Below are 25,235 nucleotides of genomic sequence, written 5' to 3' on the forward strand. Positions count from 1 at the left end.
GCATGCCTGCACGCACCGGCAAGGAATTCCTCGAGCGACTGTCCAACTCCCGTGCCACCGTGCACATCCAGGGCGAGACCCTCAAGGGCGGCATCCAGGACCACCCCGCTTTCCGCAATGTCGTCCAGACGTACGCCGAGCTGTACGACCTCCAGCACTCCGACGCCCACAAGGACGTCCTCACCTACACCTCGCCCACGACCGGCGAGCCCGTCGGCACCTCCTTCCTCACCCCGAAGACTCCCGAGGACCTGGTCAAGCGCCGCAACGCGTTCAAGGTGTGGGCCGACCACAGCAACGGCATGCTCGGCCGTACCGGCGACTACATGAACAGCTCCCTGATGGCCCTCGCCTCGGCCGCCGACTGGTTCGCCCAGGCGAATCCGGCGTTCGGCGAGAACATCCGCCGCTACTACGAGCAGGTCCGCGAGCAGGACCTGCTGTGCACGCACACCCTGATCCCGCCGCAGGTCAACCGCTCGGTCGCCGGCACCCAGCAGGCCGGCGGCAAGCTCGCCGCCCGCATCGTGAAGGAGGACGACAACGGCGTCGTGATCCGCGGAGCGCGCATGCTCGCGACCATCGCTCCGTTCGCCGACGAGATGCTCGTCTTCCCCTCGACCGTGCTGCGCGGCACCCCCGAGGACAAGCCGTACTCCTACGCCTTCGCCATCCCCAACGACACCCCGGGCCTGCGCTACATCGCCCGCGAACCGCTGGACTACGACCGGCCGCGCCACGACCACCCCCTCGCCTCCCGCTTCGAGGAGTCGGACTGCGTGGTCGTCTTCGACGACGTGCACGTCCCGTTCGAGCGCTGCTTCGCCCTGGGCGACGCGGAGCTCTGCAACGGCTTCTACTCGCAGACCAACTCGGTCAACCACATGACCCACCAGGTCGTGACCCGCACCACGGCCAAGACCGAGTATGTCCTCGGTCTGGTGTCGCTCCTCACCGAGGCCATCGGCATCGAGCAGTTCGGCCACGTCCAGGAGGACGTGGCCGAGATCATCACCACGCTGGAGACGCTGCGCGCCTTCCTGCGCGCCGCGGAGGCCGACGCCGAACTCAACGAGTACGGCGTGCTCACCCCGGCCTGGGCGCCGCTCAACGCCGCCCGCAACCTCTATCCCAAGCTCTACCAGCGCTTCCCGGCGATCCTGCGCAAGCTCGGCGCCTCCGGCCTGATGGCCACGCCGACCGAACTGGACGTCAACGGCCCCGCCGCCGCCGACATCGAGGCCTACCTGCAGTCGGCCACGCTGACGGGCGCGGAGCGCGTCAAGCTCTTCCGCCTGGTGTGGGACACCTGCATCTCCGCCTTCTCCAGCCGGCAGGCCCTGTACGAGTACTATTTCTTCGGCGACCCGGTGCGGATGGCCGGTGCCTACGTGAAGTCGTACGACCGCGAGCCCTACAAGGCCAAGGTGCAGGCCTTCTTGGACCAGCACAGCCTGGAGCGCTCGTGATGACGCACCCGCTCGGCAATCCTCCCTCGAAGATCATCGCGGTTCACCTCAACTACCCCAGCCGCGCCCGGGAACGGGGACGCATCCCCGCCCACCCGTCCTACTTCCTCAAGCCGCCCTCGTCCCTCGCGGGCACCAAGGACGCCCTCGTGCGTCCGCAGGGCTGCGAACTCCTGGGCTTCGAGGGGGAGATCGCCCTGGTGATCGGCTCGCGCGCCCAGCGGGTGAGCCCTGAGGATGCCTGGGAGTACGTGCGCTGGGTGACCGCGGCCAATGACGCGGGGGTCTACGACCTGCGCTACGCGGACCGCGGCTCCAACCTCCGCTCCAAGGGGGCCGACGGGCTCACGCCGCTCGGCCCGCGACTCCTCGACGCCCGCCAACTCGACCCGGCCGCACTTCAGTTGCGTTCCTGGGTCAACGGTGAGCTGGTCCAGGACGACACCACGGACACCCTCCTGTTCCCCTTCGGGCAGCTGATCGCCGACCTGTCGCGCCTCGTCACGCTGGAGCCGGGGGACGTCATCCTCACCGGCACCCCGGCCGGCGCCTCCGTCGCCTCACCGGGGGATGTGGTGGAGGTCGAGGTCCGCGGCAGCGGCCTGTCCACGGGCCGTCTGCGCAACCCCGTCGCCGCCGGGCCCGCCCTGGAGGCGTACGGAGCGATGCCCAGGGCGGACGAGGTGGAGCGCGAGGCGGCGTACGGCACCGCCTACACGCCAACCCCCCTGCTAGCAAAGGGGCTTGAGGACGGGCTGCGGTCGGTTGCCGTCGCCACCCTCAGCGCACAGCTCCGCTCCCGCGGACTGCCGCACATGAGCATCGACGGCGTCCGCCCCACGCTGCCGGGCCAGAAGATGGTGGGCGTCGCCCACACCCTTCGCTACCTGCCCCTGCGCGAGGACCTCTTCAAGAAGTACGGCGCCGGCATGAACGCCCAGAAGCGGGCGATCGAGGAGCTGCGGCCCGGCCATGTACTCGTCATGGACGCCCGCCGCGACACCTCGGCCGGCACCCTCGGTGACATCCTCGCGCTGCGCGCCCAGACGCGCGGCGCGGCCGGGGTTGTCACCGACGGCGGCCTGCGTGACAGCGCCGCGGTCACCGATCTGGGCCTGCCGGTGTACCACGGGGGTGAGCACCCCTCGGTCCTGGGCCGCCGCCATGTGCCGTGGGACTCCGGCGTGCCCATCGCCTGCGGTGGAGCCCTGGTCCAGCCCGGCGACCTGATCGTCGGCGACGCGGACGGCGTCGTGGTCGTACCGCTCGACCTCGCGGAGGAGCTGATCGCCGACTGCCAGGAGCAGGAGCTGCGCGAACAGTTCATCACCGAGCAGGTGCGCGCCGGGCACAGCGTGGACGGCCTCTACCCCCTCGGACCTGAGTGGAGCGAGCCGTTCGAGCTGTGGCGCCGCAGCCGCACGCACGACACATCCGACACTTCTGACTCTTCGTACGCCCCGCATGCCTCGCAAGGAGATTCCGCATGAAGTTCCGCAGCGATCCCGCCGTCATACGGGGATCCATCGCCCCTGTCGTCACCCCGTTCACCGACGAGGGCGCTGTCGACCATGAGGGCCTGCGCTCGCTGATCCGCTTCCAGCTGGATTCCGGCTCGCACGGCATCTCGCTCGGCGGCTCCACCGGTGAGCCGAGCGCGCAGACCGTCGCCGAGCGGATTGCCGGCATGCGGACGGCGGTCGAGGAGATCGGGGACCGGGTCCCCTTCCTGCCGGGAACCGGCTCGCACAAGCTGAACGAGACACTCGAACTGACCGCAGCGGCAAGGGACTTGGGAGCCGACGCGGCACTAGTGATCACGCCCTATTACGCGCGCCCCACCCAGGAGGCCCTCTACCGGTGGTACGCCACCGTGGCCCGCGAGTTCCCGGACATGCCGATCGTCGCGTACAACGTGCCCTCGCGCACCGCCGTCGACATCGCACCCGAGACGGTGAAGCGACTGTTCACCGACTTCGAGAACTTCGTCGGCGTCAAGGAGACGACGAAGGACTTCGAGCACTTCTCCCGTGTGCTCCACGCCTGCGGCCGCTCGCTGCTCGTGTGGTCCGGTATCGAGCTGCTGTCCCTGCCGCTACTCGCCCTGGGCGGCGCCGGCTTCGTCAGCGCGGTGGCCAACCTGGCGCCGACCGCCGTGGCACGCATGTATGAGCTGTGGGAGGCGGGCGACTTCGAGGGCGCCCGCGAACTGCACTACCGCCTGCACCCGCTGGTGGACCTGCTGTTCGTGGAGACCAACCCGGCCCCGGCGAAGTGGGTCCTGGCCCAGCAGGGGCGGATCGCCTCGCCGCACGTACGGCCGCCGCTCATCACGCCCACCGACCCGGGCCTGACCCGCATCCGCGCGCTCCTCACCGAGGGCGGCGACCTGACGCAGCAGCTGGGAACGCAGCAGAACGGAGCCGACCAGTGAGCAACTCGCCCGAGGGCCTGCCCTCGACCATCCGGCACTGGATCGGCGGCGAACTCGTCGACGCGTCCGACGGACGCACCTTCGACGTATCCGACCCTGCCTCCAACTCCGTCTACGCGCAGGCGGCACGCGGCGCAGCCGCCGACATCCAACGGGCTGTCACTGCGGCCGAGTCCGCCTTCCCCGCCTGGTCGGCCCTCTCGAACCGTGAGCGCGCCCGCGTCCTGAACCGCATCGCCGACGCCGTGGAGGCGCGCCACGACCGGCTCGCCCAGTTCGAGTCGTACGACTCCGGCCTCCCGATCACCCAGGCCAGGGGCCAGGCACGCCGCGCCGCCGAGAACTTCCGCTACTTCGCCGACGTCATCGTCGCGCTCGGCGAGGAGGCGTTCCGGCAGGGCGGCGACCAGTTCAGCTACGTGGTGCGCACCCCGGTCGGGGTCGCCGGGCTCATCACACCGTGGAACACCCCGTTCATGCTGGAGAGCTGGAAACTCGCCCCGGCGCTCGCCTCCGGCTGCACCCTGATCCTCAAGCCCGCCGAGTGGACCCCGCTGTCCGCGACGCTGTGGCCGGAGATCTTCGCCGAGGCGGGCGTGCCGGCCGGAGTCGTGAACATCGTCCACGGCATCGGTGACGAGGCCGGTCAGGCACTGGTCGACCACCCGGACGTCCCGTTGATCTCCTTCACCGGCTCGACCGACACCGGTCGGCACATCATCCGTTCCTCCGCCGAGCACCTGAAGACCACCTCCATGGAACTGGGCGGCAAGTCGCCGGTGGTCCTGTTCGCCGACGCCGACATCGAGGCGGCCCTCGACTCGGTCGTCTTCGGCGTGTTCTCGCTCAACGGCGAGCGCTGCACTGCCGGTTCACGCGTCCTCGTCGAGCGGCCGCTCTACGAGGAGTTCACCCGCCGCCTCGCCGAGCGCGCCGAGCAGGTCACGGTCGGACTCCCTGCGGGCCCGGACACCCAGGTCGGCGCGCTGGTCCACAGTGAGCACTACGAACGTGTCCTGAACTACGTCGAGATCGGCAAGAAGGAAGCCCGGCTGGTGGCGGGTGGTGCCCGCCCCAACCACCTCGCCGAGGGCAACTACCTCCAGCCGACCGTCTTCGCCGATGTGGCGAGGGACGCCCGGATCTTCCAGGAGGAGATCTTCGGCCCCGTCGTGGCGGTCGCACCCTTCGACGACGAGGCGGAGGCGGTCGAGCTGGCGAACGCCACCCGGTTCGGCCTGGCCGCGTACATCTGGACCTCGGACCTCAAGCGCGGCCACCGCATCGCGCACGCCGTCGAATCCGGCATGGTCTGGATCAACTCCCACAACATCCGTGACCTGCGCACCCCCTTCGGCGGCGTGAAGGCATCCGGCGTGGGCCGCGAAGGAGGTGCCCACAGCATCGACTTCTACACCGAGTCCAAGATCGTCCACGTGGCCCTCGGAGACGTGCACACCCCCCGATTCGGAGTCGCCCGATGACTGCCGCGCCTGCTGTGACTGTCGCACCCGCACCGGACGTGGTGCGCTCCGCCTACGCCCAGCTCGCTGTCACCGACCTGTCCCGGGCCCGCTGGTTCTGGGTGGACATGCTCGGCTTCCACGTCCAGCACGAGGACGCCGGCTCGCTCTACCTGCGCGGAACGGACGAACTGACCCACCACTCCCTCGTCCTGCGCAAGGGCGAGACCGCGGCGCTCGACCACATCGCGTACCGCGTGCGTACCCCCGAGGACGTGGACAAGGCGGAGAGGTTCTTCACCGAACTCGGCCGCCCGGTAAAGAGGTTGAAGAAGGACAAGGGCACGGTCGGCGTCGGCGACGCGGTCCGCGTCATCGACCCGCTCGGCTTCCCGGTCGAGTTCTTCCACGACATCGAACGCGGCGAGCGTCTCATCCAGCGCTACGACCTCCACCGCGGCGCGCAGATCGCCCGCCTCGACCACTTCAACATCTGCACCCCCGACATCCCGGCCGCCTACGCCCACTACAAGTCCCTCGGCTTCGGCTGCTCGGAGACCATCGAGGGCGACGAGCACGAGCTGTACGCGGCGTGGATGTACCGCAAGCAGACCGTCCACGACGTCGCCTTCACCGGTGGTGCCGGACCGCGCCTGCACCACCTAGGGGTGGCCACCCACGAATCCCACCAGGTGCTGCGTACCGCCGACATCTTCGGCGCGCTCCACGAGGAGAAGCACATCGAGCGCGGGCCGGGCCGACACGGCGTCTCCAACGCCTTCTACGTCTACCTCCGCGACCCGGACGGCCACCGCGTCGAGATCTACACCTCCGACTACTACACCGGCGACCCGGACCACGAGACGTACCGCTGGAACGTCCACGACGATCGCCGCCGCGACTTCTGGGGCAACGCCGTCATCGAGTCCTGGTACAAGGAGGCGACCCCGGTCCTCGACCTGGGAGGGAAGCCGCAGCCGGTCGGTGATGCCCTGCTGGACGAGTCCGCTGTCCAGGTCGGCGCGGACGGGCTCGGCTGACTGCGCGGAACAGCTCCGGTGCCGGGTGCGGCACCGGAGCGTTCAGCACGGCGAGGTCAGAGCGTGGATCGATGTGGACGGCCTTGGGCGGGGCGCGAATGCCGCGATGGTGAACCGGCCGTCAGAACCGGCATCCTCCCTGGTCAACAGGGGTGACCCGACCTCGGAAGCCGTTCGGTGGCTGCGCCGATTGCCGCGTATCCTGTAAAGGATCAAGTAGCCGTCCAAGGCTTCGACTTTGTCGAGGCAACTGCCCGGCTCAACCGTTGCTGGATGATCGGTCGGGCACGCGCCGAGATTGTCCACGTTGTAAGAGCGAGGGGGTGCCATGTCCGAGCAGGCGGCACCGACCACGGCGATCGCCCGGCCTACCAAGAGGCTCTCGGCAAGCCGTGAGCGAACCATCCTACGAGCCGTCTATGAGGTACTCGCTGAGTCCGGATACCAGGGACTGCGCTACGAGGCAGTGGCGACCCGCGCCAGGACGAGCAAGGCCACGCTGTACCGGCACTGGCCCACCAAGGCGGACCTGGTGACCACGGCCATCAGCTGCCGCCCGGCCGAAGACCTGCAGGTGCCGGACACTGGCACGCTGCGCGGCGACCTCCTGGCATACCTCCGGTTGCTCGCCGAGTGGATGAGTGGCGAGCAAGGCGCCGTGATCAGCGGTCTTTTCGTCACCATGCGCAATGATGCCGAGCTCGCGGCGCTGCTGCGCCCCTTGTTGATCCCCGCTGTACCGCCCGTCCGGGCTGTCTGCGAGCGGGCGGAACAGCGTGGGGAACTCGCTCTGGATCACCAGGACGTGCGATTCATCGATGAGCTCTGTGCGCCGGCTCTGTTCATGCGCCACGCTCTGCTCGGCCTGCCTCTGGATGCGGAGTTCGTCGAGTATCTGGTCGACGGCGTTGCCATGCCGCTGCTGACCCGCGCCACGTGACGTCCCGGTCTGCCCCAGGCGCGTGCTTCGTGCACTTCGCTGAAGATCTCGGCGTCGGTGATCAGGCCCCAGTCGGTGCAGACGATGCCGTCGAATCCGAGCTTGTCCCGCAGTAGCCCTTGTACGACGCCCTTGTTGAGGCCGAACCCGACTTCTTCCCAGTCGGTACCGATGGGCTGGCCGTAGTAGGGCATCATCTGGGCGCAGCCGGCGGCGATGGCCGCCTTGAAGGGTTCGAGGTGCAGGTCGCGCATGCCACCGGGGTAGACCTGGTTCCTTGCCCCAGGGGAAGTGCGGGTCCTCGCCGTCGAGTTGGGGGCCGCCGCCGGGGAAGTGCTTGACCATGGCCGAGACCGACTGCTTGCCCAACCGCTCACCCTGGAGGCCGCGGACGTAGGCGCGGACGAGCTCGCTCGCCGCGCTGAGCGACCCGCAACTGGTGTACGAGTTCGCGGACACAGTCTGGTGCCGCATGATCCACAACGGGCCTGATGCTGTGGCGAGTTCGGAGATCGCCTCCATGCCGGCCCCGTGATTTGTCGGCTTCGGACGCCCGCCTCACGTGCCCTGGCTCCATCGTGAGGGTCATGGTCACGATGCTCCACTGCCCATCATGCGTGTGACCTCGGTGGGTCATATGTTGAGTGTATCGATGAGTGAAGGAATTGATATTTGTCGGATCCCTCGGTGCGGGTCACTGTGATAACTGCTGGAGTCCCTACCGCTTGATACGCCATGCACCTGCAGGGCGGGCTCCACAAGAAGGGAGTCTTCCCAAATGTTCGAAGTCACAGTGGATTTCGCCAAGTGCGACGCGAACGGCACCTGTGCGGCGCTCATGCCGGACATCTTCCGTATCGGCGAGGACGGGCTGCTCGAGCAGCTGCGGACCGACGTCGAGGAGGAGCGTGCGGACGAACTTGAAGAAGTTGTCCTGTGCTGCCCGCTGGGGGCGATCTCCGCCTCATGACCACGACATTGCCGCACTTCGAACCGTTCGCGCCCGACGCCCTCGTGCACCCTGGAGGTGCTTTGGCGGAAGGCCCGCTCGCCCACGGCTCGGCCGGCTACACAGTCCTGAGCTTCGAACTCGCCACCGCCGTCCTGCGTGACAGCCGCTTCCGGAACGCCTCGCTCCAGTTGATGGAGGATTTCGGTATCAAGGAGGGCCCGGTACGTGACTTCCGGGCGGACAGCGTCCTGATGGCAGAGGGGCCGCGGCACCTTCGGTTGCGTACGCCGCTGGCCCGGTTCATGGGACCGGCCACCGTCGAGAACATCCGCGACGTGCTACGCGGGATCATCAGGGACCTTGCCGCGGACCTTGACCCCGCTGCCCCCGTCGACTTCCACGGTGTCATCGACCGTCGCCTGCCGGCCCGCGTGTACTGCTACCTCGCCGGCGCTCCGGTCGAGGACGCCCCCAAGGTCGCAAGCCTCTCGGAGCGGACCCTGTCGCTGCTCAACCGCGACCCGAGCCTGATCCCGGACATCCTTGAGGCCTACGACGAACTCTTCGCGTACCTGCGGGAACTCGTCGCCCGCAAGCGGGCACAGGGGTTGGGCGAGGACATGCTGTCGTTCCTCATCGGGCGGCACGATGCCGGCAAGCTCAACGAGAAGGAGCTCTTCGACGAAGCGACCGCAATGCTGGAGGCGAGCTCGGTCAACACCACGCACCAGGCAGGCCTGGTGGTGTGGACCCTGTTGCGCAACCGCGAGATCTGGCAGCGACTTGTCGAGGATCACACGCTTATCCCGGCAGCGATCACCGAGGTGCTGCGGTTGTATCCCCGGCCAGGGGTCATCAGCCGGATCGCTACCGAGGACATTGACTTGAACGGGACGGTCATCCCGACGGGTTCGGACGTCCATGTCGCGGTGTGGTCTGCCAACCGCGACCCTGAGCGCTTCGGGAGTCCGGCCGAGTTCGTGCTGGAGCGTGAGAACAACCAACCGCTGACCTTCAGCACCGGGGGCCACAACTGTCTCGGACAGGGGCTCGCCAAGGTCGAGATGGAAGAGGTCGTCCGCTACCTGGCCGACCACTTCCCCGACGCGGTTGTGGTGGAGGACGGCACCGAGATCGGTCAGGCGGGCGGCCGTTGGCTGGTCAAGTCCCTCTCCGTGGACCTCAGGCCGTAGGGGGAGAGACTGATGACTGACACGCAGCCATCGCTGACGGAACGCCTGGCCACGCACTGGGCGGATCTTCCGTTCGAACAGATCCCCACCGACGTTGTCGAGCGCGTCAAGGACAACATCCTGGACACGCTGGCCGTGGCGCTCGCCGGAGCCGGAACCGACGAGGCCACGCGGGTTAACGGAGCCCTGGCCGACGTGCAGGGCAACGGGTCGGGGAGCTTGGTCTGGGGTACGCCCCACAGGCTGTCGCCCGCGCACGCCGCACTGGCCAACGGGACGGCAGCCCACGCCCGCGACTTCGACGACGGCGGCGGTCCCGGGCACGCAGGATCCACGGTGCTGCCTGCGGCAATAGCCGTCGCCGAGGCGACCGGGGCGGACGGACCGGCGCTGATCGCCGCGACGATCGCCGGCTACGACATCGGCTACCGCACCCTGCAGTCGCTCGGCGGCTTCGCCGCGCACACCGACCGTGGATGGCACTCCAGCGGCACCATGGGCAGCTTCGCCGCAGCTGCGGCGAGTGCCAAGGTGCTGGGCCTGGATGCCGAGCGCTTCGCCGATGCCCTGGGAATCGCCGGCTCCTTCACCGGCGGCGTCTGGGCGTTCATCGACGACGGGGCCTGGACCAAGCGGATCCACCCCGGCAAGGCGGGGGAGACCGGAGCCGACGCCGCACTTCTCGCCCGGGCCGGGATCACCGGCCCGCGCCGGATCTTCGAGGCCGAATGGGGCGGCCTGTTCGCCCTGTACAACGGCGGCGAGGGCTTTCCCGAGAAGGCGCTGAAGGAACTTGGAGTCGACTTCAACGTGGCGAGCGCGTACATCAAGCCGTACGCCTGCTGCCGAGGCAGCCACTCGACCATCGACGCTGTGCTCGCGATGGTCGACGCGCGGGACATCCGGCCCCAGGATGTGCACCGGATTGTGATCACCGCCGGTGAGACAGCGGTGAACATGCTCTCCGTCGACCCCATCGAGTCGGTCTTCGATGCGCAGTTCAGCCTTCCGTACGCGGTCGCCGTCGCCCTCCATCACCGGCGCGTCGGGCTCGACCAGTTCGACCCGCCCCGTGTCGGCGAGCCTGCCGTCCGCGCAACGCTCGACAAGATCTCGATGCAGGTGGACATCGACATCCAGCTGGAGGACGGGCCGCTGCTGGAGGTCGAGTTCACCAACGGGGAGAAGGTGACCCTGGTCGCCGGCAACCCCACCACCGCCAAGGGGTCGGCCGAGAGCCCGCTCACGCATGCCGAAGTCGTGGGCAAGGCGGAGGAACTGCTCGCACCGTACGGGCCGTCGGTCGCAGACGGCCTGGTGCGTGCAGTGGAGAACCTGGACAACTCTCGGGACCTGACCGAGCTGCTGCGCGCGCTGCGCGCAGGAACACGAGGAGACTGACGTGGCCACGCGCGAAGCGACGCAGACCGTCGAACGGACCGAGGTCATCGCGGCCGAGCAGACGGAATCCCTGGCAGCGGCGCTGGACATCGACGTCCCTCACGCCGCGGGAGACATGGTGCCTCCACTGTGGCACTGGACCTACCTGCTGGAGAGGGGACCGGAACGGGAGCTCGGCGAGGACGGCCATCCCGAGACCGGAGTTCCCGCCCCGCCCGGTCCGGGACGCCGCCGCATGTTCGGCGGGGGGCGGGTGACGACCCATGGCGGGCTGGTGATCGGGGCGCCCGCCACCAAGGTGACCTCGATCGCGCGGTCCGTCGAAAAGGAGGGCAGGACAGGCCCGCTCACCCTCACCACGGTTCGTCAGGACATCCTTCAGCACGGTGAACTGGTGATCCGGGAGGAGCAGGACATCGTCTACCGGGCACCCGGCTCCAGCGCCCTGCCGCGCCCCGCCGTGAAGCCGCCCCGGAACGACGGTCCGAAGCTGGAGCTGGTCGTCGACGAGCGGCTGCTGTTCCGGTTCTCGGCGCTTACGTACAACTCTCACCGCATCCACTACGACGTGGACTGGTGCAAGCAGGAGGGGTACGACGGCCTTGTCATCCATGGCCCGCTGCTGGCCCTCATGATGGGCGAACACTTCCGCCGCCAGGGCATCGACCTGCGGGGCAAGACCTTTGCCTACCGGTTCGTCTCGCCGCTGACCAAGCCGCAGAAGATCACGATCGCCCCTTCTGCCAAGGGACTCGAGCACGGCGCCGAGGCCCGTGGCGCCGATGGCACCGTCGCCGCGGTGAGCACCCTCACGGAGGCATGAGCCGTGAGCCCATCCACCACCACCGACGTCGCCGTCATAGGCGGTTCCACTGCCGGCCTCCGCGCCGCAGAAGCCGTCGCACGCCACGCACCCGAGCTGAGCGTGACCGTGATCAGCGACGAATCCCACCTGCCCTACGAGCTGCCACCGCTGTCCAAGATCCCGCTGCACGACCGCGTCGACATCGACACGCTCGTCTACCCCCTGGCTCGCGACTTGCGGGACAAGGGCGTCGACTTCCGGCTGGGCACCCGTGCCAGGTCGCTCGACACCGGCTCGAACACCGTCCATCTGTCATCAGGTGGAGCACTGACCTACCGCGCTCTGGTCATCGCCACCGGATGCGAGGCCGTTGTTCCGCCGCCGTTCGCAGACCAACGCGGTGTGCACGTACTGCGCCGCTTCGAGGACGCGACGGCCCTGCGCGCCGCGGTCACCGACCCCAAGGCTGCCGTCGCCGTAGTCGGGGCCGGATTCATCGGTGGCGAATTCGCCTCGACACTCGCCAAGGCGGGGCGCACGGTCTCGCTCATCGACCTGGCTGCCAAGCCACTGGGGCGGTTCGGCGAACCTGTCGCCGACGCCTATACGGCGTTGCACCGCGGGGCCGGTGTCGGCCTGCATCTGGGCAGTGCCGTCACCGACGTCGTCGAACGGGACGGACGCCGTTCGTTGCTGCTGACCGACGGCACATGGGTACCGGCCGACGTCATCGTCGTCGGCGTCGGAGTGCGTCCTGCGATCGACTGGCTGAACGGATCAGGGCTGACCTTCGACAACGGCATCCTGGCCGACGCCACCCTGCGTGTCTCGCGCAACGTGTTCGCTGCCGGGGACGCGGTCCGCTGGCCCAACGCACGATTCGGCGCCCCCATGAGGATCGAGCACTGGACGAGTGCCGCCGAACAGGGCCGTGCGGCGGGAATCAACGCGGCGAAACTGATCCACGGCGACACGGGCGACGGTTTCGCCAACGTGCCCTACTTCTGGTCGGACCAGCACGGGGTCCGCATCCAGTTCGCGGGCTGTCTGACCGGAGATGAGGAGATCGAGGAGAGCAGTACCGGGGACGGGACGCTCTTCCTCTACCACCGCGGTGGCGTGGTCAACGGTGTGCTGGCGTTCGATCGCCGTGCCGACTTCGTGAAGCTGCGGGCCCTGCTGCGCCGGGAACTCACCCGGCGGGCAGCAGACGAGTTCCTGCGATGAACAGCCCCGCCAGGATCCGGCGGGCAAGCAACTGGCGAGAAGAAGGACGAGTCATGAGTGACGAGACAGACCGCCGCAGCGCGGTCATCACCGGCGCGGCACAGGGCCTGGGCGCGGACATCGCCCGCCGGCTGGCGGATGGCGGGTTCGACCTCGCCCTGCTGGACCTGAACAAGGAGGGACTGGACCGTACGAAGGAGGAAATCGAGAGCAGCCACGGCGGTGCCAGGATCGAGACGATGCCCCTGGACCTCTCCGAGGACACGAGTGTTGCAGAGGCATTCCGCGACATCGACGCCGCGTTCGGACGCATCGATGTGCTCGTGAACACGGCGGGCGGCAGCGGGACCTTGCAGGTCCGGGACATCGAGGAGCTCTCCCCGCAGGTCTGGCACACGGTGTTGGGCAACAACGTCACCAGCACCTTCCTTTGCTGCAAGTACGCGGTGCCGGTCATGCGCCGCAACGGCTACGGCCGGATCGTCAACTTCTCCTCAGCGGTATCCCGCGGACTGTCCGGCCCGTCCGGGACGATCGGAGCGCGGCTTCCCTACGCCGCGTCAAAGGCGGCGATCAACGGCTTCACCCGGCAGCTCGCCAAGGACCTCACTCGCAGCGGGATAACCGTCAACGCGGTCTCTCCGGGCCTCATCCTGCCCGATGAGGGGCGGGTGCGGTCGGTGTTCGACTCCCTGGCGGCAGCGGACCAGGCCGCCATCCGCGCGGCCATTCCGGCGGGCAGGACCGGCACGGCTCAGGAGATTTCCGCGGCCGTCGCCTACCTCGTCTCAGAGGGAGCCGGCTTCACGTCCGGCACCGTTCTGGACGTCGACGGCGCAGCTTCCTAGCCGTTCCGCCCTCCCGGCGCGGGCCATGGCCGGCGCTTCCGCACCACCAGAGTGAAGAAGGAGAGCGAACCGTTGCTCCAAGATCCGTTGGTCCTCATACCGGCACTTGGTTCGGACGCCCGGCTGTGGCAGCCGGTCATCGACCACCTCCACGAGCGCCTCGAAGTCGAATGCCTGGTCATCCGGGGCGTCGGAGACTCCATTGAGTCCATGGCGGACAGCATCCTGGCCCAGGCGCCGGACCGGTTCTGCCTGGCCGGGATCTCTATGGGCGGCTACGTTGCGCTGGACATCGTGCTGCGCGAGCCCGAGCGAGTCGTCGGGCTCGCGTTGCTGAACACCTCCGCGTTCGCCGCCCCGCCCGACCGGAAGAAGGGTGGCCACCAGGCGATCTCCCTGACGGAGTCCGGCCACTTCGCAGAGGCCGTGCGCAACGTCAGCGGCGCCGTCGCGCCAGGCCGGCCCGAGGTGACGGCCGTCGCCGCCACCATGGCCCATGACCTGGGAGCCGACGTCTTCAAGGCGCAGCAACTCGCCGTCCTCAACCGCGACGACCGCACGATGGAAACGCCGGGGATCAAGGCCCCGACGCTGATCGTCGCCGGAGACGCCGACGCCATCACTCCACTCGCGCTCAGCGAGGAGATGGCCGGCTCGGTACCCAACGCGCAGCTGCACGTACTCGAAGGCGTCGGACACCTGTCTACCCTCGAAGCGCCCGCCCTCGTCGCCTCACATCTGGCGGACTGGCTGCTGCGTACCGACGATCAAGAGCGGAGGCGCAGGTCATGACGATCACCTTCGACCACACGACGCAGGGCCAGCGGGTGCTGTTCGGAACCGGCGACGCAGCCGCCCATACGGTCGCGGCGCTCAACGGTCTGGGTGCCGAGCGCGTCCTGCTCATCGCGGACGCGTTCGTATCGGAACTCTCCGACGCCGTGGCGGAACGGGTCTGTGTGGTGGCACGTATCCACGAGATCGTCCAACACGTCCCTGCCGAGAACGCCGCCAGGGCAGTGGAGGTCGCGCAGACGCACGACGCAGACGCGATCGTCACGATCGGCGGCGGCTCGGCAGTGGGCCTCGCGAAGATCGTCGCCCGCGACGCCGGCCTGCCGATCGTGGCGGTACCCACCACCTTCGCAGGCTCCGAAGCCACGAACGTCTGGGGCATCACCGAGGCCGGACGCAAGACCACCGGCATCGACGACAAGGTGCTGCCGAAGATCGTCGTCTACGACGCCTCCCTGATGGCGAGTCTGCCGGGGCAACTGGCCGTCTCCAGCGGGCTCAATGCCCTGGCCCACGCGGTCGACGGCTTCTGGGCCCCGCGAAGCAACCCGATCAACAAGGCGATGGGCACCGAAGGGCTGCGCGCCCTCGTCCCGGGCCTGCGTGCCCTGCACGCCGACCCGGACGATATCGCGGCTCGCGAACAGACCCTTTACGGCGCCTACCTCGCGGCCGTCGCCTTCGCCTCGGCCGGATCGGGCCTGCACCACAAGATCTGCCACGCCCTCGGCGGCGCTTATGCCATGCCGCACGCCGAGACCCACTCCGTCGTGATCGGCTATGTCACGGCCTTCAACGCCCCGTTTGCCGTCGATGCAGCCGAGCGCGTCGCCGCCGCTGTTGGCGACGGCCTTTCCGCCGCCGCAGGAATCCACGCGCTGGGCCGACAGATCGATGCCCCGAGTTCCCTGAAGGAACTCGGCCTCAAGGAGGAGGACCTGCCGGCAGCGGCGGACCTCATCCTCCCTGCTGTCCCGCCTTCCAACCCCCGGCCGGTGACCAGGGAAGCGCTGGAGGAATTGCTGCGCGCGGCGTGGGCTGGTGATCCGATCACGTAAGGAAACGCGCAGGGCCTGAAACGCTGTGTGGGCCGGACCTCATCAAGAGGTCCGGCCCACATTCCGTATGTCCGCCGCAGTCAGCCGACCGACACCTTCGTGGCCGACCGCAGCCGGGCCGCGCGGAGGGTCTGTACGAGGAGCGTCGCGATGGTCATCGGGCCTACGCCACCGGGTACCGGGGTGATGAGGGAGGCGTGCTCCGCGGCCGCCTCGAACTCGACATCGCCGCGATTGTCGGCGTAACCCGCGTCGATCACGACAGCCCCCGGCTTGATCCACTCGCCCTTGACCAGACCCGGCGATCCGACCGCCGCCACGACGATGTCGGCCTGCTCGACCTGGGCACGTAGGTCGGTGGTGCGCGAGTGGCAGTACGTCACGGTCGCATCGCGACCCAGCAGGAGCATCCCCATGGGCTTGCCCAAAATGGCGCTGCGGCCGACGACCACCGCGTGCCGGCCGACCAGCGGCACGTCGTAGGCGTCGAGCAAGGCCATGATGCCGCCCGGCGTCGCGGAGGCGAAGCCTTCCTCGGTGAAGGCCATGGCGGCGAACGACGTGCGGGTCACACCGTCGACGTCTTTGGCCGGGGAGATCGCCTCGAACGCGGCGCGCTCGTCGATGTGGCCGGGGACTGGGTGCTGCAGAAGGATGCCGTCGACCTCGGGATCGGCCGAGAGGCCGCTGATGACCCGACACAGGTTCTCGGTGTCGATGTCGGCGTCGAGATCGATCCGCCGGGATTCGATGCCGACATCCCGGCAGCGGTTGACCTTCATGCGCACATAGGTGTGCGAAGCGGGGTCGTCGCCCACGAGTACGGTCGCCAGTACCGGCCGGCGGTCGTGCTCGAGGACGAACTGGTCGACCTGCTTCGTGAGGTCCTGGAGCACCGCCTTCGATGTAGCGCGGCCGTCCAGGAGTTGTGCAGTCACGCGTGTACCTCGCTTCATTCGCGATCGGGGAATGACGGGAGACATTTCAGTGATGGGCGACCGTTCAGAACACGACGGTCTGATTGCCGTTGAGCAGCACCCGGTCCTCGCAGTGCCATGTCACCGCCCGGGACAGGACCTGCCGCTCCACGTCGGCGCCTCGCCGTTGAAGGTCGGGGGTCGTCTCGTGGTGCGAGACCCGTACGACGTCCTGCTCAATGATGGGGCCTTCGTCGAGGTCCTCGGTCACGTAGTGGGCGGTGGCACCGACCAACTTCACACCCCGGTCCCTGGCCTTCTGGTACGGGCCGGCGCCGACGAACGCCGGCAGGAAGGAGTGATGGATGTTGATGACAGGAGCGCCGACCTCCTCGAGGAAGTCGCCGGAAATGATCTGCATGTAGCGGGCCAGCACGAGCAGATCGATGTTGCCCTTGAGCAGCTTCAGGTGCTCCTTCTCGGCGACATCCTTGGCCCCCTTCTCCACGGGAACGTGGATGAACGGGATACCGAAGCCGCGTACGTCCTCGCCCAGGTCGGGGTGGTTGGAGATGACCATGGCGATGTTCATGGGGATCTCGCCGCGGCGCTGTCGCCACAGCAGGTCGAGAAGGCAGTGGTCGGACTTCGAGGCCATGATGGCGACCCGCTTGGGCTTGCGCGCTTCTATGAGGCGGTAGCTGAGGCCCAGCGAGCCCAGCGCTTCATCGAGCTCGGCGGAGAGCGTGGGCAAGTGGCCTGCGAGCCCGTCCAAATGGAAGGCGGTGCGCTGGAAGAACCGGCCGCCGGCGGAGCCGGTCGAGTACTGGTCGAGGGAGACGACGTTTGCGCCGGCCCGGGCGAGTACGGACGACACCGCCGAGACGATGCCCGGCTGGTCCGCGCCCTGGACGATCAGACGGCCGAGGTCCGGGGTGGGTTGATCGGGTGCGGGCATGAAGGTAGATCCTTTCGAGGCATGAGGCCTGGCCTCGGCGGGGGCGTGCGGGGAACGGTCCGCGGCTTCGGAGTTCCCGGCACGCCCCGTGGTACGGCTCCGATCACGGAGCGGCGACGCCGGAGGGGATGGAGCTGAGGTCGAAGTCCTTGTTGGAGGCCAGTTCCAGGTACGGGAACCGCTCGACGGTGGCGCGGATCTGCTTGATCCGGCCGCCGTGGTCGCCCCACTGCACGACGACCTCCGTGCCGATCTCGGCGAGGTCCACATCGATCGTGGAGTGCGAGATCATCTCGCGGTAGTAGTAGGAGTACACCGCCACGGAAGAGATCCCGACCGTCTCGCCGTCCCGGGTGACCAGATCGGCATGGCCGCCGGCCGGAGCCTGCGGTGTGGTGGGGAATTCGAAGTGCTTGTACTCCTCGCCGGACTCGAACTGCGAGGCGAAGACGTCGAGTACGTCTTCCTTGTTCCACCGCAGCACAACCGTCTTGCGACGGCGGTTGGCGGCCTCGGTCTCCAGAGCTTCGCGGCCGATGAAGTCGTGGTCGAACTTGGCCATCCAGCCCCAGTTCACCTCGAACGGGGTGCGCAGCCGAGTGCTCAGGTCGTCGGGCTCGGCGCTGCCCGGCAGCGGCCCCTGCACGTGGCCCGGTGGAAGCCCGGCCCCGAACACCGGGTGCGTGACGAATCCCCGGTCGGCGAACGCGGCCGGTAGGAAGGTGCAGCCCTGCTGCGGAAAGCCGCCCTCGGTGTGATTGACGAGGTAGGTGCGCCAGCCAAGACGCTTGAGCCCGAACTCCTTCCCCGCCCGGTACGTCGCGTCGAACGCCGCGGGGCCGTGCTCGACCGGTCCGCGAAGCTCGTACGCCAGGGTTCCGGCCATGCCGATCCGGGAAAGTTCGATCTCCGCCGTTCCGTCGATCCCCGGGATGGTGATCGGCTTGACGCCGAGGAACTTCAGGTCGCGCAGCGACTCACCGGTCAGCCGCTCCAGGACCTGTAGCGAGGTCGGACCGGCGATCTGGAACAGGAAGATGTCCCGCGTCTCGAAGTCCACGTCCAGCCCCACCGATGGCGCAATGTACTGCGGCCAAGGCATGGCGGCGAACATACGGAAGCGTTCCTCGCCTTGCCTGACCGCCAGCCCGTGGGTGGCGATGTAGCCGCGCTCGTCGAGCATCACGAGGTGCTTGGAGGTGCCGACCGGCCACTTGTAGACGTTGTTGATACTCAGTCGCGAAAGGAACTCCTGCGCGTGCGGACCGCTGAAGATCATCTCGGGCAGCCCGGTCAGGTTCGACGCCAGATAGGAGCTCGTCTTCCACGACATCGACTCCTGCTTCCAGCCGTCCCCCTCCCATATGTGCAGGCCGCCGAAGATGTTCAGGTATGTCGGCACGTCCGCATACGCCGGAACGCCGTGTACGGCCGCCGACCGGAGGTCTGGCGAACCGCCGGGTCCGTCTCCCGCAGTACTTTCTTTGCTGTCCATTCTTCATGCACCTCTCTCTCGAAGCGGATCCGTGGTCAAGCCGACGCGTCGATCTGGTCGTAGCGGACGGACTTGACGCGCTCCATCACCGATCGGAGCGATTCGGGCTGCCGACCGGTGAGCCGCTGTACGTGGTGGGAGAGCAGTGCCTGGTAGCCCTCGGCCTGTGCCACGTCCGCCGACACCAGCTCGTCGCTGGCCCACCGGTGGCCCTCGTCGCTGGCCGGCATGGCCGGGTCGTAGGTGCGGGGGAGGCCGACGGAGTCGAAGTGCGCCAGCCGCTGCTCGCGGGTCAGGGGCGTGTAGGTGATCGGGACCCCGTGCACCTCGGAGCCGATCCGCACGATGTCGCGCATGCTCAGCAGCTCGGGTCCGGTGATCTCGTAGACGGCGCCCGCATGCTCCTCGGGCGCGCGCAGCACAGCGGCGGTGCTGCGGGCCACGTCACTCTTGGCCACGGGGGCGAGGGAGCCCTCGCCGGTCGCCATCTCCAGCCGGCCGCTTTCCGCTGCGGGCGCCATCCAGATGTTGCTGACGATCTCGGCGTACAGATGGTTGCGTAGGAAGGTGTAGGCAAGCCCGGAGGATCGCAGGTCCAGTTCGCTCTGGTAGTGGTCCTGAGCGGACAGGGCGGGGTTCTTGGGGTGCTCGCCACCGCCGACGGAGGTGTAGACGATGTGCTTGACCCCTGCTCCGCGGGCAGCCGCGATCGCGTTGCGGTGCTCTTCGACCCGTCGGCCGAGGTTGAGGCCGCTGATGAGGAAGAGCGTGTCCGCGCCGCGGTAGGCCGCGTCCAGGGACTCCCGGTCGGTGTAGTCGCCCTGCAGTACGGCGAGACCCTCGGCCGCGCGGTCGGCCAGCTTCTCGGGGGTGCGGGTCACCAGCGCCAGTTCGGCGCCGGGGCTCGCAGCGAGCAGCAACTTCGTGACGCGGCGCCCGAGGTCTCCCGAGGCTCCGCTGATGACGATTCGGCTCATGGCAATTCTGCTATCTGTTCGGCCGGCGATGCCGGAAAAAAGGGGGGTGGTGGAGCGGATCAGCGTGTGTGGCCCGGGCGGTACGTCAGCCCAGGGGGCCCCAGAAGGTCTCGCCGCCATAGGTGTCGGACAGGGCGGGCAGCGTTTCGGGCCACACGCCGGTCTCGACCTTCCGGCGCTCCGACTGCGGCCGGACCCGGCCGTCCCAGCCGACCTGTTCCATGTAGTAGTAGAGCTGCATCACGTGACCGTCCGGGGCGACCGCGTGGATCGCGTAGTCGATTCCCGGGTGGATCTCCGCGGGCAGGTCGAGGAGCTTGACGCCCTTCTCCTCCAGGAAGGCCTTTGCCGCCCTGAGTTGCTCGTAGGAGCCCAGCTGCACACCGAAGGAGAGCAGGGTGCTGTCGTCCCGGACACCGAGCACATCGCGCAGTTCGAGCGGGAGCAGCGTCAGGCTGTGATGCTCGGTGTTCGCGCGCAGGAACAGCACGCGGTGCCCGGCGATCTCGCATTCCTCGCTCTTGATCAAGCCGAGGCGCTCGATGTAGAAGCGCTCCGCGGCGGCGAGGTCCTCGACGAAGATGCTCACCGGCCCGACCCGTACCGGCTTGAACGGCCGGGCCAGCAGAACCCCGCCGACGTCGTACGTCTTCGGGAGCTCGTCCACCCAGCGGTGGCCGGAGGCCAGGTCGATGCCCTCGGCGTGGGCCTCGGCGAGTTCCGTCGACTCAGCCTTGTACGGCAGGTCGGGGTGGCCGTTCAGCCACGGCCAGGTCACCTCCGGCTTGCTCACGCCGTCCCAGCCGACCTGCTCGATCCCGTACTCCAGCTCGTTGATGTGGCCGGTCGGGTCCGGGAAGTAGGTATGCCAGTTCGAGCCAGGGTCGCGGCCGTAGCGCTCGATCGGCTGGCCGAGCGAATCGAGCCACTTGCGCGCCTCGACGACCTCGCGAAGGCTGCCTACCTGCCAGGTGATCTGGTTGACCGTGAGGTCGGGGCGGGCCGGCTCCTCCATGTGGTCGGACCATGAGCGGGGCATCAGGACGAAGGTGTGGTGGTCGCTGTTGTGCCGCAGGAAGTAGATGCGCTTGTCCGGGACTTCGTCGAGCCACGGACCCGGGTCGTACTTCTCCAGGTCGAGGGTGTCGGCCACCGCAAAGCCCAGCAGGTCCCGGTAGAAGGCTGCGGCCTTGCCGGTGTCGTCGACGCTGATGCCGAAGTGATTGAGGCGGCGGATCTTGTAGGGGCGGTCGTACAGGACGCCGCCGACCGGGAACTTCTCCGTGGTCATGCGCTGGCCTCTCAGTCGGTCGGCTTGACGACTTCGTTACGGAGGGTGCCGATCAGAGGGGAGGAGACCTCGACGACGTCGCCGGGCTTGAGGAAGCGGTCGCTCAAGAAGGAGCCGTCCGCCTGCTGCCGGCTGGAGTCGACCGCAGTGCCCTTGGGCGTGCCGCTGGCGATCAGGTCACCGGGCAGCAGCGTGGTATCCCGGGAGAGGTGCTCGCCGAGCGCCGCGAACACGTGCACCATGGACTTCGTGTTGCCGCTCTGCCGGACCTCTCCGTTGACCCGGCATTCGATGGGTATGTCCTGGGGATCGATGTCGTCGTTCACCACGATCCAGGGGCCGATCGTCGCCGACGAATCGAAGTTCTTCGAGTAGGCGAAGTCGGGCCCGAAGGACACATTGTCCCGGACCGACCAGTCGTTGAAGAGGGTGTAGCCCCACACATGGTCGGTGAACTCGCCGCCCTTGATGTCTCGGCCGGCCTTGCCGATGACGACGGCGACCTCCGCCTCGTAATCGAGGCGCTCGGTGCGCGCGGGATAGCGCAGCGGGTCACCGTCGGCGGAAACGGCGCGGTGGTCCTTCACGAAGAACTTGGGACCGCCAGCGAGGAGACGGTTGAGGGTCTCCTCGGTGTCCTTGCCCTGTGAATTCTCGGCGGCACTCTGCATATGGTCGGCGAAGTTCGCCAGGGCACACAGGATGCGGGACTGGCCTTCGATCGGAGCGTGCAGCCGGACCTCGTCCAGGGCGAAGCTGAGCTGTACGCCTTCCAGCCCACGAAAGTCCGGTGTCTGGTCCTTCAGGTACGCCAGTGCGCTCCGGGCGCCGTCAAGGGCTCGGTCTCCCTCCTCGATGAACGCGTTGAGTTGGGCCGGCACCGCTGCGGCGGCCTCGGCGAGCGGCCGGGCGGTCGGAGTGGTCTCGGCGAGGTACTTCGCGTAGGCCGCGTTGATATCGATGACGCGGTTCTCCTGGACCACACCTACGCGTCGGTCCGGGCCGAATATTGCGATCTTCATTGCTCTCCTGGTGGCTCTGTATAGGAGGTGGGGATATGTGGAGGCGGCCGATGGTCAGGCGGGCGCGGCACCGGGGTCGATACCGACCTTCTCGAGCAGGGCTCCGCCGGTGGGGGAGAGGCTGTAGATGGCCAGCCGTTGGATCTTTCCGTCGCGGATCGTGAAGAAGTCGCCCAGCAGGACCTCGCGTCCGTCGGTGAGGAGAGAAATCTCCACGGCGACGTGATCGCCATTGACGACGTACTGCGTGGGGGTCGGCTTCATCACGCCGGGTGCCAGGCCGTTCTCATACATGCGCTGGATGGCGTCGGCGCCCGTGAGTGTGCCTGCGGTGTTGTGGAGGACCGCGTCCGGTGCGAAGAGGGCGGCCACGGCGCCGGCGTCGGCGTCCTGGACACCGGCGAAATAGGCTTTGACGACCGATAGGGCATTCATCTTGTCCTGGGGTCCTTTCTCGCTGTTCCGGGAACTCCCTTAGGCCGGGAGGTACTTCGCCGAGGCGTAGACAGACTTGTATTCGAGGTAGGCGGCGATTCCCTCCGGGCCGAGCTCTCTGCCGATACCCGAGTCCTTGAATCCGCCGAAGGGCGCGCCGAGATCGAGGGTGTAGTAATTGAGCCCGATCGTTCCTGTACGGACTCGCCGTGCTACTGCGAGCGCCCGGTCCTCGTCGGCACTCCAGACGGAGCCGCCGAGGCCGAAGTTGCTGTCGTTGGCGATCCGGACTGCGTCCGCATCGTCGTCGAACGGGATGAGGGCCAGGACGGGGCCGAACACCTCCTCGCGGGCGAGGTGTTCGGAGTTGTGGACGTCGGCGAAGACGGTCGGCTGCACGAACCAGCCTCGGCTCAGGTGGTCAGGCCGGCCGCCGCCGGTGACGAGACGGGCGTCCGATCCCTTGGCGATCTCGATGTGACGCAGAACCCGCTCGAGGTGGCCCTGTGTGGCCATCGGGCCCATTGTCACCGAGGGGTCGAGCGGGTCGCCGAGCCGGTACGCGTCGGCGAATCCCGCGATGGCGTCGACGACTTCGTCGTAGCGGGACCGGGCGATGAGGATGCGCGACTGGGTCGTGCAGGTCTGGCTGTTGTTGAGGAAGGCCGCGTTGTCCAGGCCTGCGAGCAGGGTTTCGACGTTCCCGTCCTCAAGGAAGATCGCGGCTGACTTGCCTCCCAGCTCCAGGGTGACCCGGCGCACCAGGCGGCCGCACTCCTGGCCGATGGCCCGGCCGGCCGCGGTGGACCCGGTGAAGGCGATCTTGTCGACCATGGGGTGCGACACCAGCGCGGCTCCGGCATCGCGGTCGCCCAGCACGATGTTCAGCACGCCCGCGGGCAGTCCGGCCTCCTGGGCTGCGTCGGCGAAGACGTAGGCGTCAAGCGCTGTCTCCGGCGACGGCTTCAGGACCACCGTGCAGCCTGCGGCCAGAGCCGGCGCGATCTTGAACATGGCGAGCGCTTGGGGGAAGTTCCACGGCGTTATCGCGCCGACCACACCGACCGGTTCGCGTCGCACGATGGTCGCCCCGGCCTGGCTCGCCCGCACCTCCTCCAGGGGCAGGTTCTCGACGACGTCGGCGTACATCCGCAGCAGACCGGCAGGAGCACCGCCGTTCAGCATCTGGGACAGCGCGATCGGCATGCCGTTCTCCCGGCTGACCAGGGTCGCGGTATCACCGGCGCGCTTGTCCAGCGCATCCGCGAACCTGCGCAGGACCGCCGCACGCTCGGCCGCGGTGGTCCGGCCCCAGGGGCCCTCGTCCAGTGCGTGGCGGGCGGCGCGGACGGCGGCGTCGATGTCCGCCGCGGTGCCGAGCGAGGCGACGCCGATGCGCTCCCCGGTGGCGGCCTCGATCTGTTCCTGTACGCGGTCGCCGCTGGGGGCGGCCCACGTGCCGTCGATGAAGAAGTATTTCCGGTCCAGGTCACCGGTCCGCTCGACGCTGAGGGACATGTTTTCTCCTGCCTGTCACATGACGGACATCGCTGATAAACAAAGGATGTTGGGCGGGGGGTGCAATTGGCGATGCCGGGAATGTTCGGTCGCTCATGCATGCGCTGCATGAGTGCATTCGAGGCTCGGTGGTCGAGGCGGCAGGCCGTCCGAACCGCCCGCGGCGCAGGGGTCAGTCCGTGTACCGCAGGATCGCGTGCGCCCGTGCGAGGACCGGTGCGTCGACCATGTGTCCGTCCACACGCGCGGCATTGCCGCCGCCGGCGGACTCCACGACGCGGCGGGCCCAGCGGAGCGTCTTCTCGTCGGGCCGGAAGGTGTCGTGGGTGACCGGGACTTGACGCGGATGGATGAGGAGCTTGGCCGTGAGGCCGAGCGCCTTGGCCCGTCTCAGGTCGTCGGTGAGAACGACGGCGTCGTCCAGCGCCGTCGTCACCCCGTCGACAGGGCCCGGCAGTGCGGCGGCCCTCGACGCCAGGACGAGCGAGGAGCGGGCGTGGAGCATCGCATCCCACCCGGAGTCGGCACCCAGGTCGAGCGCGAAGTCGAGGTGCCCGAAGGCCAGTCGGTGGACTCCTGGGACGGCGGCGATGTCCTGTGCCCGGACCACCCCGAGAGCTGATTCGATCAAGGCGATGACCGGCACACGGGTGCGCTCGGAGACGGCGGTCAGCGATTCCGGCGATTCGGCCTTCGGACACATCACGGCGATCAGCCCGGGGGCGCCGGCCAGAGCCTCCAGATCCTGGGCGCCCAGGAGCTCCGAAGGCGTATTGATACGCACGCAAGCACATCCGCCGTTCGACAGCCAACTGACCGCCGAGGCACGCGCGGTGTCCTTCTGATCTGCCGCGACAGCGTCCTCGAGGTCCAGCACCACGAGGTCGGCGCCGGACGCGACCGCCTTGTCGAAGCGGGCCGGATGATCGGCGGGTACGAAGAGCAGCGACTTCGCGAGCTGAACGGATTGCGCCCGGTCCAAGTACGTCATCCCGAT

23 protein-coding genes and 1 pseudogene are annotated in these 25,235 nt (G+C 68.2%); 14 read left to right on the forward strand and 10 right to left on the reverse strand.

Annotated features, from left to right (window positions below; all coding sequences use genetic code 11):
• Positions 1-2 precede the first annotated feature (2 nt).
• The 6 genes from hpaB to OHO83_RS37895 all read left to right on the forward strand — a co-directional run bounded on the left by hpaB (position 3) and on the right by OHO83_RS37895 (position 7,346).
• Complete coding sequence (hpaB, locus tag OHO83_RS37870; protein ID WP_266667716.1) at positions 3-1,469, forward strand: 4-hydroxyphenylacetate 3-monooxygenase, oxygenase component; 1,467 nt, start codon at positions 3-5, stop codon at positions 1,467-1,469.
• The gene (locus tag OHO83_RS37875) at positions 1,469-2,959 is read left to right on the forward strand and encodes a fumarylacetoacetate hydrolase family protein (protein WP_266667714.1); all 1,491 of its coding nucleotides are present in this window, start codon (positions 1,469-1,471) and stop codon (positions 2,957-2,959) included. Before hpaB ends, OHO83_RS37875 begins: the two co-directional genes overlap by 1 nt.
• Complete coding sequence (gene dapA / locus OHO83_RS37880; RefSeq protein WP_266667712.1) at positions 2,956-3,903, forward strand: 4-hydroxy-tetrahydrodipicolinate synthase; 948 nt, start codon at positions 2,956-2,958, stop codon at positions 3,901-3,903. Before OHO83_RS37875 ends, dapA begins: the two co-directional genes overlap by 4 nt.
• Positions 3,900-5,387, forward strand: a complete 1,488-nt coding sequence (hpaE, locus tag OHO83_RS37885) for a 5-carboxymethyl-2-hydroxymuconate semialdehyde dehydrogenase (RefSeq protein WP_330280462.1) — start codon at positions 3,900-3,902, stop codon at positions 5,385-5,387. Before dapA ends, hpaE begins: the two co-directional genes overlap by 4 nt.
• A gap of 14 nt (positions 5,388-5,401) precedes the next feature.
• On the forward strand, positions 5,402-6,406 hold the full coding sequence (hpaD, locus tag OHO83_RS37890; RefSeq protein WP_330280463.1) for a 3,4-dihydroxyphenylacetate 2,3-dioxygenase: 1,005 nt from the start codon (positions 5,402-5,404) through the stop codon (positions 6,404-6,406).
• A 328-nt stretch (positions 6,407-6,734) separates the two neighbouring features.
• On the forward strand, positions 6,735-7,346 hold the full coding sequence (locus OHO83_RS37895) for a TetR/AcrR family transcriptional regulator (protein ID WP_330280464.1): 612 nt from the start codon (positions 6,735-6,737) through the stop codon (positions 7,344-7,346).
• Positions 7,347-7,432: 86 nt separating this feature from the next.
• On the opposite strand, the pseudogene OHO83_RS37900 reads toward OHO83_RS37895, so the two are convergent.
• Positions 7,433-7,600: pseudogene (locus tag OHO83_RS37900) on the reverse strand (hypothetical protein); the annotation flags it as partial.
• A 524-nt stretch (positions 7,601-8,124) separates the two neighbouring features.
• On the opposite strand from OHO83_RS37900, the gene OHO83_RS37905 reads away from it, so the two are divergent.
• The 8 genes from OHO83_RS37905 to OHO83_RS37940 all read left to right on the forward strand — a co-directional run bounded on the left by OHO83_RS37905 (position 8,125) and on the right by OHO83_RS37940 (position 15,625).
• On the forward strand, positions 8,125-8,316 hold the full coding sequence (locus OHO83_RS37905) for a ferredoxin (protein WP_266667700.1): 192 nt from the start codon (positions 8,125-8,127) through the stop codon (positions 8,314-8,316).
• Complete coding sequence (locus OHO83_RS37910; protein WP_266667698.1) at positions 8,313-9,491, forward strand: cytochrome P450; 1,179 nt, start codon at positions 8,313-8,315, stop codon at positions 9,489-9,491. The genes OHO83_RS37905 and OHO83_RS37910 overlap by 4 nt, the downstream gene beginning before the upstream one ends.
• Before the next feature lie 12 nt (positions 9,492-9,503).
• Positions 9,504-10,892: an MmgE/PrpD family protein gene (locus OHO83_RS37915; protein WP_266667696.1), complete on the forward strand. Its 1,389-nt coding sequence runs from the start codon at positions 9,504-9,506 to the stop codon at positions 10,890-10,892.
• Between the two features lies 1 nt (position 10,893).
• On the forward strand, positions 10,894-11,715 hold the full coding sequence (locus tag OHO83_RS37920; RefSeq protein WP_266667694.1) for a mesaconyl-C4 CoA hydratase: 822 nt from the start codon (positions 10,894-10,896) through the stop codon (positions 11,713-11,715).
• A 3-nt stretch (positions 11,716-11,718) separates the two neighbouring features.
• Positions 11,719-12,924: an NAD(P)/FAD-dependent oxidoreductase gene (locus OHO83_RS37925; protein WP_266667692.1), complete on the forward strand. Its 1,206-nt coding sequence runs from the start codon at positions 11,719-11,721 to the stop codon at positions 12,922-12,924.
• A gap of 53 nt (positions 12,925-12,977) precedes the next feature.
• On the forward strand, positions 12,978-13,772 hold the full coding sequence (locus OHO83_RS37930) for an SDR family NAD(P)-dependent oxidoreductase (RefSeq protein WP_266667690.1): 795 nt from the start codon (positions 12,978-12,980) through the stop codon (positions 13,770-13,772).
• 72 nt (positions 13,773-13,844) lie between these two features.
• On the forward strand, positions 13,845-14,564 hold the full coding sequence (locus OHO83_RS37935) for an alpha/beta fold hydrolase (protein WP_266667688.1): 720 nt from the start codon (positions 13,845-13,847) through the stop codon (positions 14,562-14,564).
• Positions 14,561-15,625, forward strand: a complete 1,065-nt coding sequence (locus OHO83_RS37940; RefSeq protein ID WP_266667686.1) for a maleylacetate reductase — start codon at positions 14,561-14,563, stop codon at positions 15,623-15,625. Before OHO83_RS37935 ends, OHO83_RS37940 begins: the two co-directional genes overlap by 4 nt.
• Before the next feature lie 80 nt (positions 15,626-15,705).
• On the opposite strand, the gene OHO83_RS37945 is transcribed toward OHO83_RS37940, so the two are convergent.
• The 9 genes from OHO83_RS37945 to OHO83_RS37985 all read right to left on the reverse strand — a co-directional run bounded on the left by OHO83_RS37945 (position 15,706) and on the right by OHO83_RS37985 (position 25,229).
• The gene (locus tag OHO83_RS37945) at positions 15,706-16,563 is read right to left on the reverse strand and encodes a bifunctional 5,10-methylenetetrahydrofolate dehydrogenase/5,10-methenyltetrahydrofolate cyclohydrolase (protein WP_405602476.1); all 858 of its coding nucleotides are present in this window, start codon (positions 16,561-16,563) and stop codon (positions 15,706-15,708) included.
• Positions 16,564-16,627: 64 nt separating this feature from the next.
• Positions 16,628-17,500, reverse strand: a complete 873-nt coding sequence (gene purU / locus OHO83_RS37950) for a formyltetrahydrofolate deformylase (RefSeq protein WP_326777016.1) — start codon at positions 17,498-17,500, stop codon at positions 16,628-16,630.
• Between the two features lie 103 nt (positions 17,501-17,603).
• On the reverse strand, positions 17,604-18,902 hold the full coding sequence (locus OHO83_RS37955) for an aminomethyl transferase family protein (protein ID WP_266667680.1): 1,299 nt from the start codon (positions 18,900-18,902) through the stop codon (positions 17,604-17,606).
• A 128-nt stretch (positions 18,903-19,030) separates the two neighbouring features.
• Positions 19,031-19,972, reverse strand: a complete 942-nt coding sequence (locus tag OHO83_RS37960) for an SDR family oxidoreductase (RefSeq protein WP_326777017.1) — start codon at positions 19,970-19,972, stop codon at positions 19,031-19,033.
• A gap of 85 nt (positions 19,973-20,057) precedes the next feature.
• Positions 20,058-21,263: a VOC family protein gene (locus tag OHO83_RS37965; protein WP_266667676.1), complete on the reverse strand. Its 1,206-nt coding sequence runs from the start codon at positions 21,261-21,263 to the stop codon at positions 20,058-20,060.
• An 11-nt stretch (positions 21,264-21,274) separates the two neighbouring features.
• Positions 21,275-22,285: a fumarylacetoacetate hydrolase family protein gene (locus tag OHO83_RS37970; protein WP_266667674.1), complete on the reverse strand. Its 1,011-nt coding sequence runs from the start codon at positions 22,283-22,285 to the stop codon at positions 21,275-21,277.
• Between the two features lie 54 nt (positions 22,286-22,339).
• Complete coding sequence (locus tag OHO83_RS37975) at positions 22,340-22,720, reverse strand: nuclear transport factor 2 family protein (RefSeq protein ID WP_266667672.1); 381 nt, start codon at positions 22,718-22,720, stop codon at positions 22,340-22,342.
• 39 nt (positions 22,721-22,759) lie between these two features.
• Positions 22,760-24,238, reverse strand: coding sequence for an aldehyde dehydrogenase (locus OHO83_RS37980; protein ID WP_330280465.1), 1,479 nt, complete (start codon positions 24,236-24,238; stop codon positions 22,760-22,762).
• Positions 24,239-24,410: 172 nt separating this feature from the next.
• On the reverse strand, positions 24,411-25,229 hold the full coding sequence (locus OHO83_RS37985) for an HpcH/HpaI aldolase/citrate lyase family protein (protein WP_330280466.1): 819 nt from the start codon (positions 25,227-25,229) through the stop codon (positions 24,411-24,413).
• Positions 25,230-25,235: the final 6 nt, after the last annotated feature.

The sequence above is a fragment of the Streptomyces sp. NBC_00569 genome (assembly GCF_036345255.1).
Classification (GTDB): Bacteria; Actinomycetota; Actinomycetes; order Streptomycetales; family Streptomycetaceae; genus Streptomyces.